Source organism: Pseudomonas sp. NFX98 (assembly GCF_047784845.1).
GTDB lineage: Bacteria > Pseudomonadota > Gammaproteobacteria > Pseudomonadales > Pseudomonadaceae > Aquipseudomonas.
The window spans coordinates 183,726-197,026 of the sequence record NZ_JBLNNF010000010.1; the positions used below are offsets into that span (position 1 = coordinate 183,726).

Here is a 13,301-nt window from a genome sequence, read left to right on the forward strand (position 1 = left end):
AAGAGTCATTTTCAAAAAAAATTATTGTTTGGGTGTTTTTGCCCGGATCAACGTCAGCCACGGACTGTAGTGATCGATCCGGATCGGCAGGGTTTCCGCTAGCGCCGCGAATGTCCGGGCGGGGTCATTGAGGGGAAATACGCCCTGGACCCGCAAGTCGCGGACTTCAGGGGATACGCGCACAAATCCACGGCTGTAGGGACGCAAGGCTTGCACGACATTTTCCAGCGGCTCGTCCAGCACGTTGAGACGGCCGCTGAGCCAGTCGGCGCGATGTTGCTGATCGCCACTGACAGGTTCGATGCGCCGCGCGTAGAGCAGGGCCGATTCGCCTTCCTGCAGGACACGTTGAGTGCCGTCAAAAAGGCTGGCTTCGACGGAATGTTCCAGCACAACCACGCGACTGGCGTCTTGCTCCTGGGACACCAGGAAACGCGTGCCCAATGCGCGCACTTCGCCCTGGGCGGTGCGCACGCGCAGGGGGCGTCGGGGATCGGGCGCCACCTGAATGACCAACTCGCCACGACGCAGGATGACCAGCCGTTGCTGGTCGTCGAAATGCAGATCCACCGCGCTGTCGGCGTTCAGGCTCAGGCGGCTGCCGTCGGCCAGATTGAAACTTTCGCATTGCCCGCGCCCGGTGTGCAGATCGGCAAGCAGGGAGTCGCCCAGCGGGCTGCGCGCACCCATCCACAAACCGCCTCCAAGCAGACCAAGACCGGCGATCACCCGCAGCGCATCACGCCGCGAAGCGTGAGGTTGCAAGAGAATCTGGCGGGCGTGCTCGCTCTGGCCCGGCAAGCGTCGGTCGAGGGCACGAACCGTATTGAACGAACCACCGAGGCGTTCCTGCAAGCGTGCCCAAGCCTGGGCGTGCGCAGGGTCCATGGCCAACCAGGCATTGAAACGTTCCTGCATCGCGGCGGTGGGCGTACCGGCGCGCAGACGCACCATCCAGTCGATGGCCTGCTCGCTGACAGGGTCCAGGCGCGGCGTGCTCATGGTGTCATCTCGCTCAGATAGCACTGGCGCAACGCTTGTTTCATGTAGCGGCTGACCGTGCGTTCCGACAGGCTTAACTTGCTGGCGATGGCCACGTAACTCATGCCGTCCAGTTGGCTGTAGAGGAAGGTCGCCTTGACCACCATCGGCAAACCATCCAGTGCCCGATCAATGGCCACCAGCGCTTCGATCAGTTGCAACTGCTCTTCCGGCGAAGGCGCCACCATTTCGGGCAAGGTAGACAGGCGTTCCAGATACGCCATCTCCAGTTTGCGCCGACGATGCCGGTCGAAGATGAGCCGACGGGCGATGGTCGAGAGGTACGCGCGAGGTTGTTCGATGCTGTCGGGATCGACCCGGGCCATCAACATCTGGCAGAACGTATCGGCGGCAGTGTCCTCGGCATCCGCATGATTGCGCAGCCGACGCTGGATATGCTGCAGCAGCCAACGGTGGTGATCGCTGAAAAAGAAACTCAGCTTGCTGGTCGAGGGAGGTTGCACCGGTTGTCTTTCCAGATGTTAGTGAGAGTCGTTCTCAATGCTACCTTTGTCAACGGACTCACGGCAATGTCTGGTTTCGCTGAAATAGTAAAAAGCCCGCTGAGCCAGTGATGGCTCGGCGGGCTCTCTGCAGGCGGGATTTGACTTGGTTCAGCTACGTTGCGCCACAGGGCGCTTTACGCTGGAGGAGGTGTTTGCCTTGCGATAAGTCAGCAGCACAATACCGGTGACGACAATTACTCCACCCACCACCTGACCGGCGCTGAGCATCTGGTCCAGCACGAGCCAGCCCATCAGTAGCGTGGCCAGCGGTTCGATGTTCATCACCGGGGCGTTGCGCGGCATGTCCAGGCGCGGTACGGAAATGAACAGCACGATAAAACCGGTGCCGTACAGCACGACCAGCGTCGCCAGTGCCAGCCATCCGGTTTGGGTTGCTGGCAGGTTCAAGCCGCCGGGCAGGGCACCGGTCATGCCGGCAAGGTTGATGCTGCTGAACACGATGAAGATCGTCAGCAAGCTGCGGACCGAGCCGCGTACCTCGGACAGTTTGTGATCGGTAATCCACAACGCACAGGCAAACACGCTGGCGGCGCAGAAGGCCAGGGTAACGCCCAGCCACCATTGTGGTCCGACGCTGGCGTTGTCTGCGAGGCGGCCCGGGACGTCCAGCACAAACACCAGCCCCAGCAGAATCAGGCCCATCAATGCGGCGGTGCGTGCGGTTGGTCGCGCGCCGCCCAGTGCCCAGGTGAGCAACGCCAGCAGGATGGGGAACACGTTGGCCACCAGCAGCGCCAGTGCCACCGGCACTCGGGCAACAGCCGAGTACAGGCACAGGCTTTGGGTGGCGATCAGCAAGCCCAACAGCAACTGCCAACGCCAGGCGCCCGACGGCAAGCGCAGAGACTGGCGTTGCCAAAGGACCAACGCGGCCAATACCAATAACGTCCCGCCCGAACGCATCAGGATCGCCAGCAATACGCCGGCGCCGTCATCGAACGCCACTCGCGCCGCCACATGGTTACCGGCGAAGGCGCAGCCCATGCACACTAAAATCAGCACGGCGAGGTGGCGAGGGAAGGGCGCGTGCGCTTCTTGCCGAGAGGTCGGTTGGGTCATGGCAGAGTCTCAAATCCAAGTGCGCCACCGTAAAGCATGGCGGTGAGTTTTTATTATGTTGTCGTACAACTTGATAGGGTTTTAGCGCATTTGGCGGGGATGGACAAGGTTGAAGGCCTCATTTAAGGGCTTTTCGCAAGCAGTGCTCGATGAAGATACGTTAAGAGATCGTATGACTTTGCGTGGATTGCCCACCCAAGCGATACAACTGCTGCTGCACAAAATCCGCAAACAGCTTGATCCGGATCGGCGTCAGCGCGCCAAAGGCATGTAGCGAATGAATCGCCAGCGAAGGCAGCGGATGGTCGGCCAGCACTTGCACCAACGCCCCTGAATCCAGGTCTTGTTGCACCGTGCATTTCATCAGGTAGGCGACACCCATGTCGCCAAGCGCGGCCGCACGAAGGCCGAATCCCGAGTCGAGGCCGATGCGTCCACGGGGCACCAGGGTTTCACCGTCGGCAAAAACGATGGGCAGGGTTCGACCTTTCAGTTGATAGCGCGCGAAGGGAAGAGCGCGCAGTTCCTCGATTGTGCTTGGGGTGCCCCATTCGCCGAGGAATGCCGGGGACGCGACCAGCGCCATGTCGAGTTGCGCGAGTGTGCGGCTTTTCAAGTCGCTGTCGGTGAGGGTGCCGCCGCGGAAAATCACGTCGTAGCCTTCACGAATCAGGTCCACGTGGTGATCGACCAGGGTCAGGTCCAGCTCCACGTCCGGGTGTTCGGTGAGGAACACCGAATGGATCCTCGGCAAAAGCAATCGCCCGAGATCGCTGGGCATGCTGACCCGCAGGTGACCGCGCGCGCCACCGGTGTGGCGCAGCGCATCGGCCGAGTCATCAATGGCCTGCAACAGCGGCGCCACGCGCTCGAAAAATGCCTGCCCCTCGGGCGTGAGGCTGAGCATTCGCGTGGAGCGGCGAAACAGCTTGGCGTTCAGCTCCGTTTCCAGTCGGGCGATGCTTTTGGAAATCGCCGAAGGTGTGGTCCCGGCATTGCGCGCAGCTGCACTGAATGACCCGGCTTCTACCGCGCGGACAAAGGCAATCAGGCTGGTCGACTGATTCAACAGGCTGGGCATCTTGTGACTCCGAAGCACAACAGATGTGCCTTTTTCTGGACTGGTTGGCGCTGGGGCGCGCGACATAATACTGCGCTCCTTCAACAAGCGGAGTCAGCAAATGCAACGTCTTCAAGGAAAGGTCGCGGTGATCACCGGCGGCAACAGCGGCATTGGCCTGGCCTCGGCGTGCCTGTTCGCCAAAGAGGGCGCGCAGGTGATTATCACGGCGCGTCGGCAAGAGGTGCTGGACGAAGCCGTGCGCCACATCGGCCACGGCGCGATTGGCATCAAGGGCGATGTCGCCAGCCTTGAGCACCATGTCGAAGTTGCCGAGCAAGTTCGGGAGCGCTTCGGTGCGCTGGACGTCTACATGGCGAATGCCGGGGTCATCACGCTGACGCCCTCACATCAAGTGACGCCAGCGGAGTTCGACGCGCAATTCAACATCAACACCCGTGGTGTGTTCTTTGGCGTGCAGTCGATCATCCCGTTGCTGCGCGACGGTGCCAGCATCATTTTGACCAGTTCCCTGGCCGCGACCAAAGTGCTCGACGGGCATGCGGTGTACGCCGGCTCAAAAGCGGCCATCGCCGCATTTGCGCGCAATTGGGCGCTGGAACTGCGCGCGCGGCGCATACGGGTCAACGTACTGAGCCCCGGCCCGGTGGATACCGCGATCATCGGCAAACTCGGCGTTTCAGAAGCAGACCGCCCCGGCTTTGAGCAAATGATGGCGGACATGATTCCTGCCGGTCGACTGGGCGAGGCCGATGAACTGGCGCAAGCGGCGTTGTACCTGGCATCCAGCGACAGTTCGTTCGTCAACGGCATCGAATTGCACGTGGACGGCGGCATGTCGCTGGTCTGATCCCAGCCTCAGAACGTGCAGACTGCATCGGTGAACACCACCCGCCCGAACTGCGCATTGGCGTCCAGCGGTGTGATGGCCAGCAGTTGATCCAGACGGATCTCCTGTTCGCCATCAGCCGTTTCAAGGCTGAGAAATTCTTCCTTGTCGGCGGAGGTCCGCGTGGTCAGCGCCTTGGCCTCCAGACGAGCGCCGTCCTTCAGTTCGATATCCAGTCGATAACCGCGCATGCAGGCGATCTCAAGATAGTCGTACAGGTCGCAGCTCATGGGCTGGTAGGTGTTCATGGCATCACTCCGGGCTTGGGTGGTGTTCGATTAGGCAATATCTTCCTTCTGAGCGTGTTTTGCATCCACGAATCGACAGCGCATTGCTGGTCAATAGTCGTGAATTAGACTAAACACGGGTATCAAATCGAAGGAGTGCACCCCATGGCAGGCCTACGATGGACTCGCTGATCACTGCCGCCGCACAGGCGCTGGCAGCCGGTGATCCGCTGGGCGCGCTGGACCGGGTCGCCTTGCGCGACGATGCACCGGCGCTGGCGCTGCGCGGGATCGCCATGGCGCAACTGGGTGACCTGGCGCGGGCCAAGGCGTTGGTCCGTCGCGCGGCGCGGGCGTTCGGGCCGAAAGAGACAGTCGCCCGGGCGCGCTGCATCGTCGCCGAAGCGGAGATCGCATTGGCTTCACGAGACCTCGGCTGGCCGGTGAAAGCGCTCGATGCGGCGCGGGTCACACTGGAGGCTCACGGCGATTGGGCGAACGCGGCCCATGCGCGGTATCTGGATATCCGCCGCCTGTTGCTGATCGGGCAGCTCGATCAGGCGCAGGAAAAACTCGCTCAACTTGACCCGGCTACATTGCCTGCGCCACTGCGCGCGACCCATGAACTGGTGGCGGCAGGCATCGCCATGCGTCACCTGCAATCGCAAGCGGCGCGGGCCGCCCTCGCCAGAGCCGAACTTGCCGCGCAGCAATCCGGCATTCCCGCGTTGGTAGCAGAAGTCGAAAGCGCAGTGCGAATGCTCAATAGCCCCGCCGCACACTTGATGAGCAATGGAGAAGCGCGACCCTTGTTGCTCGATGAAGTGGAAGCGTTGCTGGCCTCGACGTCGCTGGTGGTGGATGCCTGTCGATACGTCGTGCGTGGTGCGGGCATGTCGGTTTCCCTGTCGAAGCGTCCGGTCCTGTTCACCCTCGCGCGGACCTTGGCCGAAGCCTGGCCGGCCGATGTGCCGAGGGAAACACTCATCGCCCGGGCCTTTCGCTTGAAGCTCAGCGACGAGTCCCATCGCGCCCGGCTTCGGGTGGAAATCGGTCGACTGCGTGCGGCACTCAAACCCTTGGCCAATGTGATCGCAACCAAGCGCGGGTTTGCACTGGTCACGCAGGTTTCACCCGACGTTGTGCTGCTGACGCCACCGGTCGAAGAAAAATTTGCCTCTGTGTTTGCCATGCTCGGCGACGGTGAGTCCTGGTCGAGTTCGGCGCTCGCGCTGGCGCTGGGTAACAGCCAGCGCAGCGTGCAACGGGCGCTCGAAATGCTGGCAGCCCAAGGCAAGGTGCAGTCGTTCGGACATGGCCGGGCGCGGCGCTGGATGACGCCGCCGGTGCCCGGTTTCGCGACGACCTTGTTACTCCCGGTTCCGCTGCCGGGTGGCTAGGATGAACGCCACCAACCCCTTTCGAGGAACACCAAAATGAAACAGTCAGCCGCTGAAATTCTCCGTGAATATGGTCCGTTCGAAGGTGTCGAGGATGTGCATGGCGTTACCTGGGACGGTGAGAAAGTCTGGTTCGCCACCACCGGAAAACTTCACGCCCTGGACCCATCGAGCGGCGCAACCGTGCGCTCGCTGGATGTCGCCGCCCATGCCGGCACCGCTTTCGATGGCAAGCATCTTTTCCAGATCGCCGAAGACCGCATCCAGAAAATCGACCCGCAGACGGGGCGCGTACTGTCCACGATTCCGGCCCCCGGCGGTGGCAACGACTCGGGGATGACATGGGCGGAAGGCTCGTTGTGGGTGGGGCAGTATCGCGAGCGGAAGATTCACCAGATCGATCCCGAGAACGGCAAGATCCTGCGAACGATTGAATCGAACCGCTTTGTCACGGGCGTGACCTTCGTCGAAGGCTCGCTGTGGCATGGCACGGGGGAGGGCGATGAGAGCGAACTTCGCCGTGTCGACGCGAAAACCGGCGAGGTACTGGAAACTCTCAAACTGCCAGCCGGTATTGGTGTTTCCGGGCTGGAGTCCGACGGCGGCGAGCGGTTTTTCTGTGGCGGAGGCAGTAGCGGGCGGGTGAGAGCGGTGCGTCGGCCCTGAATGCCTCAGTCCGTTTGTGGATGTCGATCTTCAATCGCGTACCAACTCGCTTTCGAGCCAACGCAGCCGTGTTTTTGCTTTTTCGGCGAGAACGGTGAGTCCAGCGTAGCGATGGCAATCGACATCCACTGCGAAAACGATCCCTTCGAATCAGACCAGAACAACGAAGAACCGCAGTTGCAGCAGAACTGGCGCTAGTGTCAGGTAGAAGAAATACGCACGCTCAGACTTGGGTTGCCACCGGGTACTTCGGTGGTATCTTTCGCAAAGAGCGTGAGAACAGCACCTGAATGAGCCCTATGAACACGAATCGTGACCAATTTCCCTTGCCCGAAGACCTCAAGGTTTTCCTCACCGTGGTGCGCAAAAATGGCTTTGCCAGCGCCGCTGAAGAACTTGGCTACTCGCCGGCCTACATCAGCAAACGCATTTCCGTACTGGAAACCACGCTGTCGACCCGGTTGCTGCACCGCACCACACGCCGCATCGCGCTGACCGACGACGGTGAGCGGGTGCGGGTGTGGGCAGAAAAACTGTTGGGCGATTTCGATGATTTTGTCGGTGAGATCTCCGAGGCGCGGCAGCAGCCCATGGGCTCGTTGCACATTTGCAGCAGCTTCGGTTTCGGCCGCAATCATGTCGCACCGGCGATCTGCAAACTGTCGCAGACCTACCCGAAGCTCGAGATTCGTCTGGACGTTTTTGATCGCGTGGTCGATATCGTCGGCGAAGGCTTCGATCTGGAAATTCGGGTAGGCGATGACCTGCCGGGTCAGCATCTGGGCCGCAAACTGGTGAGTAACCGGAGAGTGCTGTGTGCGACGCCGGAGTACCTGGCGCGGCGGGGCACGCCGCAATCGCTGGCTGATTTGAAAGACCATGATTGTCTGGTGCTGAAAGAGCGCAACAACGCTTTTGGCGTGTGGAACCTGACCCGGAATGGGCAGGAGGAATCGGTGCGCGTCAGTGGCCCGTTGTCTTCCAACAGCGGCGAGATTGTTCTGGAGTGGGCGTTGAGCGGTGGCGGGATTCTGTTGCGTTCGATGTGGGACGTCAGGCCGATGCTGGAGCAAGGGCGACTGGTGCAAGTGCTGCACGACTACACCGAGAGTGCCAACGTCTGGGCGGTTTATCCGACCCGACTCAGCCAGTCGGCGAAACTGCGGGTGTGTGTCGAGTTTCTGGAAGAGTATTTTCGCGGTCTCTCGGTTGAATGACGAACTCGTGTAGGAGCTGCCGCAGGCTGCGATCTTTTGATCTTGTTTTTAAGAAGCAAAATCAAAAGATCGCAGCCTGCGGCAGCTCCTACAGGTGAAGAATTTTACAACCAGGGATTCTCCGCCAGATGCTTTGCTTCAAACTGGCGAATCTGCTCCGCACGTTGCAGCGTGGTGCCGATGGCATCGAGCCCCAGCAACAGTGATTGCTTACGTAGTTGATCGATCTCAAACGAGATCACGCTGCCGTCCGCCAGTTCGATGGTTTGCTCCGACAGATTGACGCTGATCTGCGCCGTCTCCGCCACGCTGACCACATCGGCAATCTGCTTGAGCTGAGCTTCGGACAGCTCAATCGCCAACACCCCGTTACGCTGGCAGTTGTCGTAGAAGATCCCGGCAAAACTGGTGCCGATCAAGGCTCTGATCCCCACTTGCTTCAGACCCCACACCGCATGCTCACGACTGGAGCCGCAACCAAAGTTCGGACCGACAACCAGAAAAGCTGCGTCGTTCCAGGCCGGTTGGTTGAGGATGAAATCCGGGTTGGGCTCGCCTGATTGCAGAAACCGCACATCGAAGAACAATCCACGATCCAGTCCCTTGCGATCGATGCCCTTGAGAAACTGCTTGGGCATGATCACATCGGTGTCGATGTTGGACGCCAGAAGTGGGGCGGCGCTGCCGCTGACGTTAGTGAAAGGTTGCATGCTCAAGCTTCCAGAGCGAACGAGCGGACGTCAGTCAAATGCCCGGTGATCGCGGCAGCCGCGACCATGGCCGGACTCATCAAATGGGTGCGCGCACCGGCGCCTTGTCGACCTTCAAAGTTGCGATTGGTACTCGAAGCACAACGATCGCCGGGGGCAAGCACGTCGTCGTTCATCGCCAGGCACATCGAGCAACCCGATTGCCGCCATTCGAAACCGGCGTCGAGGAAAGTCTGCGCCAGACCCTCGCTTTCAGCTTGATTGCGCACCAGGGTCGACCCCGGAACGATCATCGCCCGTACGTGGGAGGCGACTCGTTTGCCGCGCACGACGCGGGCAACGTCACGCAAGTCTTCGATACGCGCATTGGTGCAGGAACCGATGAAGGCATGGCTGATCACTACGTCACTCAGCGGCATACCGGGCGTCAGGCCCATGTAGTCGAGGGCGCGTTGCATGCCCTGGCGCAGAATGAGGTCGGGCTGGCTTGCCGGGTCCGGCACGTGACTGCCCACCGGCGCGGCCTGATCGGGACTGGTGCCCCAGGTGACCATGGGTTCCAGGTCCGCGACATCGAGGACGACTTCGCGATCGAACACGGCGCCTTCATCGCTGTGCAGCGCCTGCCATTTAGCGACTGCCTGCGTCCACAACTCACCTTTGGGCGCGCGCGGTTTGTCTTGCAGGTAGGCAAAGACTTTGTCATCCGGCGCCATGAACGCGCCCCTGACGCCAGCCTCTACGGCCATGTTGCAAATGGTCATGCGCGCCTCGACGCTGAGGTCGGTGATCGTCGGGCCGGTGAACTCAATCGCAAAACCCGTGGCGCCCGAGGCACCGATTTTTTCGATCAGGGCCATGATGATGTCCTTGGACGTCACGCCGCTGCCGAGCAAACCGTTGACGGTCACGCGCATGGTTTTCAGGCGTTTGTAGACCAGGGTTTGCGAGGCCAGCAGATGCTCGATTTCCGACGTGCCGATGCCGAAACCAAAAGCCCCGAGAGCACCGTAAGTAGTGGTGTGGCTGTCACCGGCGGCCACCACCATGCCAGGCAGGATAAAGCCCTGTTCGGGGGCGACGACGTGCTCAATCCCCTGACGTTTGTCCAGCACATCGAACAACTCGATGCCGAAGTCGCGGCAGTTCTCTTCGAAGTAAGACACCTGACGGGCGCCGCCGGCATCCGGCATCGCGGCGATACGATTGGGGGCGGTGGGATTGACATGGTCGACCACGGCGAGCGTCGCGCTCGGGCGCCAGACTTCACGCTCCGATTCGCGCAGGCCGCTGAAGGCTTGCGGGCTGGTGTATTCGTTGGCGACCTGGCGATCGATGTACAACAGCACATGGCCTTGGTCGTCGAGCGCGCAAACGGTGTGACTGTCGATGTGCTTTTGGTAGAGCGTTCTTGGTCGGGTCATGGGGTGGGCTCTTTATTCGTCTTGTGCGAGATCACGGCTACAACGTACCAACAGCATATTCGTCGCAAATATTGCATCAAGCGTCGTTAAGTGAAGGCATTGCCCACGATTTGTGAATAGTCAGAAAGGCCAGCGCCCATCGATAAAGAAATTACCTAGCGCGCGGCTGTTCCTCTCAATATCTCGGCTCCGGAGGCTGGCATAGGCTGTGCCCTAGCTGATAATCGCCGGAGTCTTTATGCGTTTTTTTGAACTGATTACCTTGACGGTGCGTGTGCGAACCGTCGCCGATGCGCTGGTGCGAATCGAGGCTGCGCTGGATAGCCCGGATGTCGGCGGCACGCTGATAGGTTGCTGGGCTTCGGAGCTCGGGCAGTTGAACCAGATTGCCGTGTTGCGCGGCTATGAAGATGAACGTGTCAGGCAAGCCGAGCGCGAGCGCGTTCTGTTGAGCGGCGAGGCGTTCGGCATCAACGAATTCATCACCGATCTGCGCATCGAAAACTACACACTGTTTCCCTTTCTTGAGCCTTTGAGTGCCGGCAAACATGGCCCGTACTACGAACTGCGCGTTTACGATCTGATCAGCAGCGGCTTGCAGCCCACCCTCGACGGCTGGAACAAAGCCATCGGGCCGCGAACCGCCGAGCAGTATTCGCCGGTGTATGCCGCGTTCTACGCCACCGACGGTTCGCTGCCGCGCTATCTGCATATCTGGCCGTGGGCTTCATTGGAACAGCGCCAACGAGTTCGCGCCGAGGCAGTGGCCGACGGTGTATGGCCGCCGGAAAACTCCGGCCCGCAGTTGCGCGACATGCGCTCGACGATCTGCTTGCCCGCGGCGTTTTCGCCTTTGCAATGATTGGGTGCTGAACGCCATAGCCTACTGTTGATGGAAGACCCACTTGCTCACGGGTATCAACAGGCGTAAACAGAGCACGCGCCCAGCATCCGCAGGCGCGTGTTTTTTTTGACGCGTAACAAGGCGTTGAATCACACCCAATCAACACGACCAAGCGAGGCGAGCGTTGGTAGAGCGACGTCAGTTCAGCGGTGCCATGAAGGGTAAAAACCTTCGCTACCTCAATGAGCATGAAGGCCAATCAGTAAAGGCTCGGGCAGGCTTCTTGCTGCTGGAGCATTTCTCGTTGCCGGCGTTTACCCAGGCACTCGATACGATTATCACCGCCAATCTGCTGCGGCCTGAGCTGTTTTCCACGAAGACCTTCGGTTTGACTGAAGGGGAAGTGATCAGCGACTTGGGCCTGGTCATTCGTCCCGATGCCTGCCTCAGTCAGGCCGCGATTCAAGACCTGGACTTGTTGGTTGTTTGCGGTGGTTACCGCACGGCCCTCAAGACCGACGATACGCTGATCAATCTCTTGATCAATGCCGCCGACCTGGGCGTCAAGTTGGCTGGCGTGTGGAATGGCGCCTGGTTTCTCGGACGGGCCGGTTTGCTGGACGGCTATCGTTGCGCGGTTCACCCGGAACACCGTCCCGCGCTGGCGGAAATCGCCAAACTGGCCCAGGTCACCAGTGAAGCCTTTGTTGTTGATCGCGACCGCCTGACGGCGTCCAGCCCAAACGGCGCGTTTTATATGGCGCTGGAGTGGATCAAGGGCCTGCACGACAAAGCGCTGACTGATGGCATCGAAGACATTCTGGCGTTTGAAGCTTCGCGTTACCGGCGCATCAAACCCACGCTCAATGTGTCGGTTTGTGGCCCGCTGCGGGAAGTGGTCAATCTGATGGATGCGAACCTGGAAGAGCCGCTGGAGATGGACGCACTCTGTCTCTACGCCGGCCGGTCGCGCCGGCAGATCGAGCGTCTGTTCAAAGAGCAGCTGGGGACGACGCCCCAGCGCTATTACATGGACTTGCGGATCACCGAAGCCCGCCGACTGTTGCAACACACCACGTTGACCATCGTTGAAGTCTCGGTGGCCTGTGGTTTTGTTTCACCGAGCCATTTCAGTAAGTGCTACAGCGCCTATTTCGGCTATCGGCCGTCCAAGGAAACCCGGCTGGTCAAATAGCCGGTTGAGGTGTCGCGAATCAGGCCAATCATTTCGCCCCGAACAACATCGTCCAGTAAACCCCTTCATCACTGCGCGCCTCGGTCGCATAACCTGCACCGACCTGGGTGAACATCGGATTCATCAGGTTGGCGCAATGCCCTGGGCTGGCGAGCCATCCAGCCATCGCCTTGTTCGGTGAACCTTGGCCGGCGGCGATGTTTTCACCGATCTGCCGGCCACGGTAACCAGCCGCTCTTGCCCGGTCGGCCGCGGTGTCACCATCGGGATCGCGGTGAGCGAAATAGTTGCCGTAGGCCATCGCTTTACTGTGCCCTTGCGCGGCAGCGCCAAGGCTCGCGTTCCAGGCCAAGGGCCGAGCGGCGGCGAAGCGCTGGCGACCGCACATTCGCGGTTTGGCGCGGGCGGCGTTGACCTGTGCCAGCAAGGTTTTGCCGACGCTGCGTGTATCGCCCATCTGCCGGTCCAGCACTGGCTGCGCCAGCACCACTTGCCATTCACCGCGACTGCGGCTGACGCCAATGTCGGCGTACTGACTATCGAGCAACGCGGCGCAGTGGTCGTCCAGCAGCAGGTCGAAAGCCTCTTCGGCATCCTGCGCACCCACCACGCGGATAGAGCGAACGGCCACCGCCTGATACCCCGAATCTTTCAAACGCTCCCGCAAACCGCCGCCATAACCGATCGGCAGCGCCAGATTGGACTTCAGTGCCAGCGGCGACAGGCGTTGGGCGGGACGCCGCGCACAGTTTTCCGGGTGGGCTCGATAATCGTTGATGGCTTCCACCAGTTCTCGCTCCGCGCCAGCGTGGGCGGGGCTAGTGAAAAGGGCAAACGAGGTCAACAGGCACAGCGAAGTGAAGCGCAAGGCGAGGGCGGTTTGGCGCATGGTGCGGACAGCTCTGATGAGATGACAACGATAGGGAGGAGAAATATTCGCCGCTCTATGACTAACGCCCCGGAACAAGGTTCACGGGGCGCTAGGGCTTATTTGCTCATGAGGTCCGCTGTCCGACGGACG

At 60.6% G+C, this 13,301-nt stretch carries 14 protein-coding genes and 1 pseudogene; 6 read left to right on the top strand and 9 right to left on the bottom strand.

Translation table 11 applies throughout. The annotated features are described in order from the left end of the window. Positions 1 to 21 precede the first annotated feature (21 nt). The 4 genes from ACM110_RS15650 to ACM110_RS15665 form a co-directional block, all read right to left on the bottom strand. Entirely contained in the window at positions 22 to 1,002 is a 981-nt protein-coding gene (locus tag ACM110_RS15650; RefSeq protein ID WP_416128485.1) for a FecR domain-containing protein, read from the bottom strand. Further along, positions 999 to 1,505 carry a sigma-70 family RNA polymerase sigma factor gene (locus tag ACM110_RS15655; protein ID WP_416128486.1) on the bottom strand — a complete coding sequence of 169 codons (507 nt, stop codon included), beginning with the start codon at positions 1,503 to 1,505 and terminating at the stop codon, positions 999 to 1,001. Before ACM110_RS15655 ends, ACM110_RS15650 begins: the two co-directional genes overlap by 4 nt. 150 nt (positions 1,506 to 1,655) lie before the next feature. Beyond that, positions 1,656 to 2,627 (bottom strand): EamA family transporter, encoded by a 972-nt coding sequence (locus ACM110_RS15660; RefSeq protein WP_416128487.1) that lies wholly within the window; start codon positions 2,625 to 2,627, stop codon positions 1,656 to 1,658. A 160-nt stretch (positions 2,628 to 2,787) separates the two neighbouring features. Further along, the gene (locus ACM110_RS15665; protein WP_416128488.1) at positions 2,788 to 3,708 is read right to left on the bottom strand and encodes a LysR family transcriptional regulator; all 921 of its coding nucleotides are present in this window, start codon (positions 3,706 to 3,708) and stop codon (positions 2,788 to 2,790) included. A 100-nt stretch (positions 3,709 to 3,808) separates the two neighbouring features. Here ACM110_RS15665 and ACM110_RS15670 point away from each other — a divergent pair, with 100 nt between their 5' ends. Then, on the top strand, positions 3,809 to 4,558 hold the full coding sequence (locus ACM110_RS15670; RefSeq protein WP_416128489.1) for an SDR family oxidoreductase: 750 nt from the start codon (positions 3,809 to 3,811) through the stop codon (positions 4,556 to 4,558). Positions 4,559 to 4,566: 8 nt separating this feature from the next. Here ACM110_RS15670 and ACM110_RS15675 read toward each other — a convergent pair whose 3' ends face one another. Beyond that, the gene (locus tag ACM110_RS15675; RefSeq protein ID WP_416128490.1) at positions 4,567 to 4,845 is read right to left on the bottom strand and encodes a Rho-binding antiterminator; all 279 of its coding nucleotides are present in this window, start codon (positions 4,843 to 4,845) and stop codon (positions 4,567 to 4,569) included. A 158-nt stretch (positions 4,846 to 5,003) separates the two neighbouring features. Here ACM110_RS15675 and ACM110_RS15680 point away from each other — a divergent pair, with 158 nt between their 5' ends. Beyond that, positions 5,004 to 6,224: a helix-turn-helix domain-containing protein gene (locus ACM110_RS15680; RefSeq protein ID WP_416128491.1), complete on the top strand. Its 1,221-nt coding sequence runs from the start codon at positions 5,004 to 5,006 to the stop codon at positions 6,222 to 6,224. 36 nt (positions 6,225 to 6,260) lie between these two features. Then, positions 6,261 to 6,890, top strand: coding sequence for a glutaminyl-peptide cyclotransferase (locus ACM110_RS15685; RefSeq protein ID WP_416128492.1), 630 nt, complete (start codon positions 6,261 to 6,263; stop codon positions 6,888 to 6,890). A gap of 5 nt (positions 6,891 to 6,895) precedes the next feature. Here the strand turns inward: ACM110_RS15685 and ACM110_RS15690 are convergent. Then, positions 6,896 to 7,084: pseudogene (locus ACM110_RS15690) on the bottom strand (GFA family protein); the annotation flags it as partial. 105 nt (positions 7,085 to 7,189) lie between these two features. Between ACM110_RS15690 and ACM110_RS15695 the strand changes: the two are divergent. After that, positions 7,190 to 8,107: a LysR substrate-binding domain-containing protein gene (locus ACM110_RS15695; RefSeq protein ID WP_416128493.1), complete on the top strand. Its 918-nt coding sequence runs from the start codon at positions 7,190 to 7,192 to the stop codon at positions 8,105 to 8,107. Positions 8,108 to 8,211: 104 nt separating this feature from the next. Here ACM110_RS15695 and leuD read toward each other — a convergent pair whose 3' ends face one another. Both leuD and leuC read right to left on the bottom strand, forming a co-directional pair. Then, the gene (gene leuD / locus ACM110_RS15700; protein ID WP_416128494.1) at positions 8,212 to 8,817 is read right to left on the bottom strand and encodes a 3-isopropylmalate dehydratase small subunit; all 606 of its coding nucleotides are present in this window, start codon (positions 8,815 to 8,817) and stop codon (positions 8,212 to 8,214) included. Between the two features lie 2 nt (positions 8,818 to 8,819). Further along, a complete protein-coding gene (leuC, locus tag ACM110_RS15705; protein WP_416128495.1) occupies positions 8,820 to 10,241 on the bottom strand; it encodes a 3-isopropylmalate dehydratase large subunit in 1,422 nt (473 codons plus the stop codon). Between the two features lie 238 nt (positions 10,242 to 10,479). Between leuC and ACM110_RS15710 the strand changes: the two genes are divergently transcribed. Further along, entirely contained in the window at positions 10,480 to 11,103 is a 624-nt protein-coding gene (locus tag ACM110_RS15710) for an NIPSNAP family protein (protein ID WP_416128496.1), read from the top strand. A gap of 166 nt (positions 11,104 to 11,269) precedes the next feature. Beyond that, on the top strand, positions 11,270 to 12,280 hold the full coding sequence (locus ACM110_RS15715; protein WP_416128497.1) for a GlxA family transcriptional regulator: 1,011 nt from the start codon (positions 11,270 to 11,272) through the stop codon (positions 12,278 to 12,280). A 28-nt stretch (positions 12,281 to 12,308) separates the two neighbouring features. Here ACM110_RS15715 and ACM110_RS15720 read toward each other — a convergent pair whose 3' ends face one another. Further along, a complete protein-coding gene (locus tag ACM110_RS15720) occupies positions 12,309 to 13,169 on the bottom strand; it encodes a CAP domain-containing protein (RefSeq protein WP_416128498.1) in 861 nt (286 codons plus the stop codon). Between the last annotated feature and the right edge of the window lie 132 nt (positions 13,170 to 13,301).

Coding starts and splice junctions, on each gene's coding strand:
- ACM110_RS15650 (WP_416128485.1), bottom strand. CDS start 1,002: ATGAGCACGCCGCGCCTGGACCCTGTCAGCGAGCAGGCCATCGACTGG.
- ACM110_RS15660 (WP_416128487.1), bottom strand. CDS start 2,627: ATGACCCAACCGACCTCTCGGCAAGAAGCGCACGCGCCCTTCCCTCGC.
- ACM110_RS15665 (WP_416128488.1), bottom strand. CDS start 3,708: ATGCCCAGCCTGTTGAATCAGTCGACCAGCCTGATTGCCTTTGTCCGC.
- ACM110_RS15670 (WP_416128489.1), top strand. CDS start 3,809: ATGCAACGTCTTCAAGGAAAGGTCGCGGTGATCACCGGCGGCAACAGC.
- ACM110_RS15675 (WP_416128490.1), bottom strand. CDS start 4,845: ATGAACACCTACCAGCCCATGAGCTGCGACCTGTACGACTATCTTGAG.
- ACM110_RS15680 (WP_416128491.1), top strand. CDS start 5,004: ATGGACTCGCTGATCACTGCCGCCGCACAGGCGCTGGCAGCCGGTGAT.
- ACM110_RS15685 (WP_416128492.1), top strand. CDS start 6,261: ATGAAACAGTCAGCCGCTGAAATTCTCCGTGAATATGGTCCGTTCGAA.
- ACM110_RS15695 (WP_416128493.1), top strand. CDS start 7,190: ATGAACACGAATCGTGACCAATTTCCCTTGCCCGAAGACCTCAAGGTT.
- leuD (WP_416128494.1), bottom strand. CDS start 8,817: ATGCAACCTTTCACTAACGTCAGCGGCAGCGCCGCCCCACTTCTGGCG.
- leuC (WP_416128495.1), bottom strand. CDS start 10,241: ATGACCCGACCAAGAACGCTCTACCAAAAGCACATCGACAGTCACACC.
- ACM110_RS15710 (WP_416128496.1), top strand. CDS start 10,480: ATGCGTTTTTTTGAACTGATTACCTTGACGGTGCGTGTGCGAACCGTC.
- ACM110_RS15720 (WP_416128498.1), bottom strand. CDS start 13,169: ATGCGCCAAACCGCCCTCGCCTTGCGCTTCACTTCGCTGTGCCTGTTG.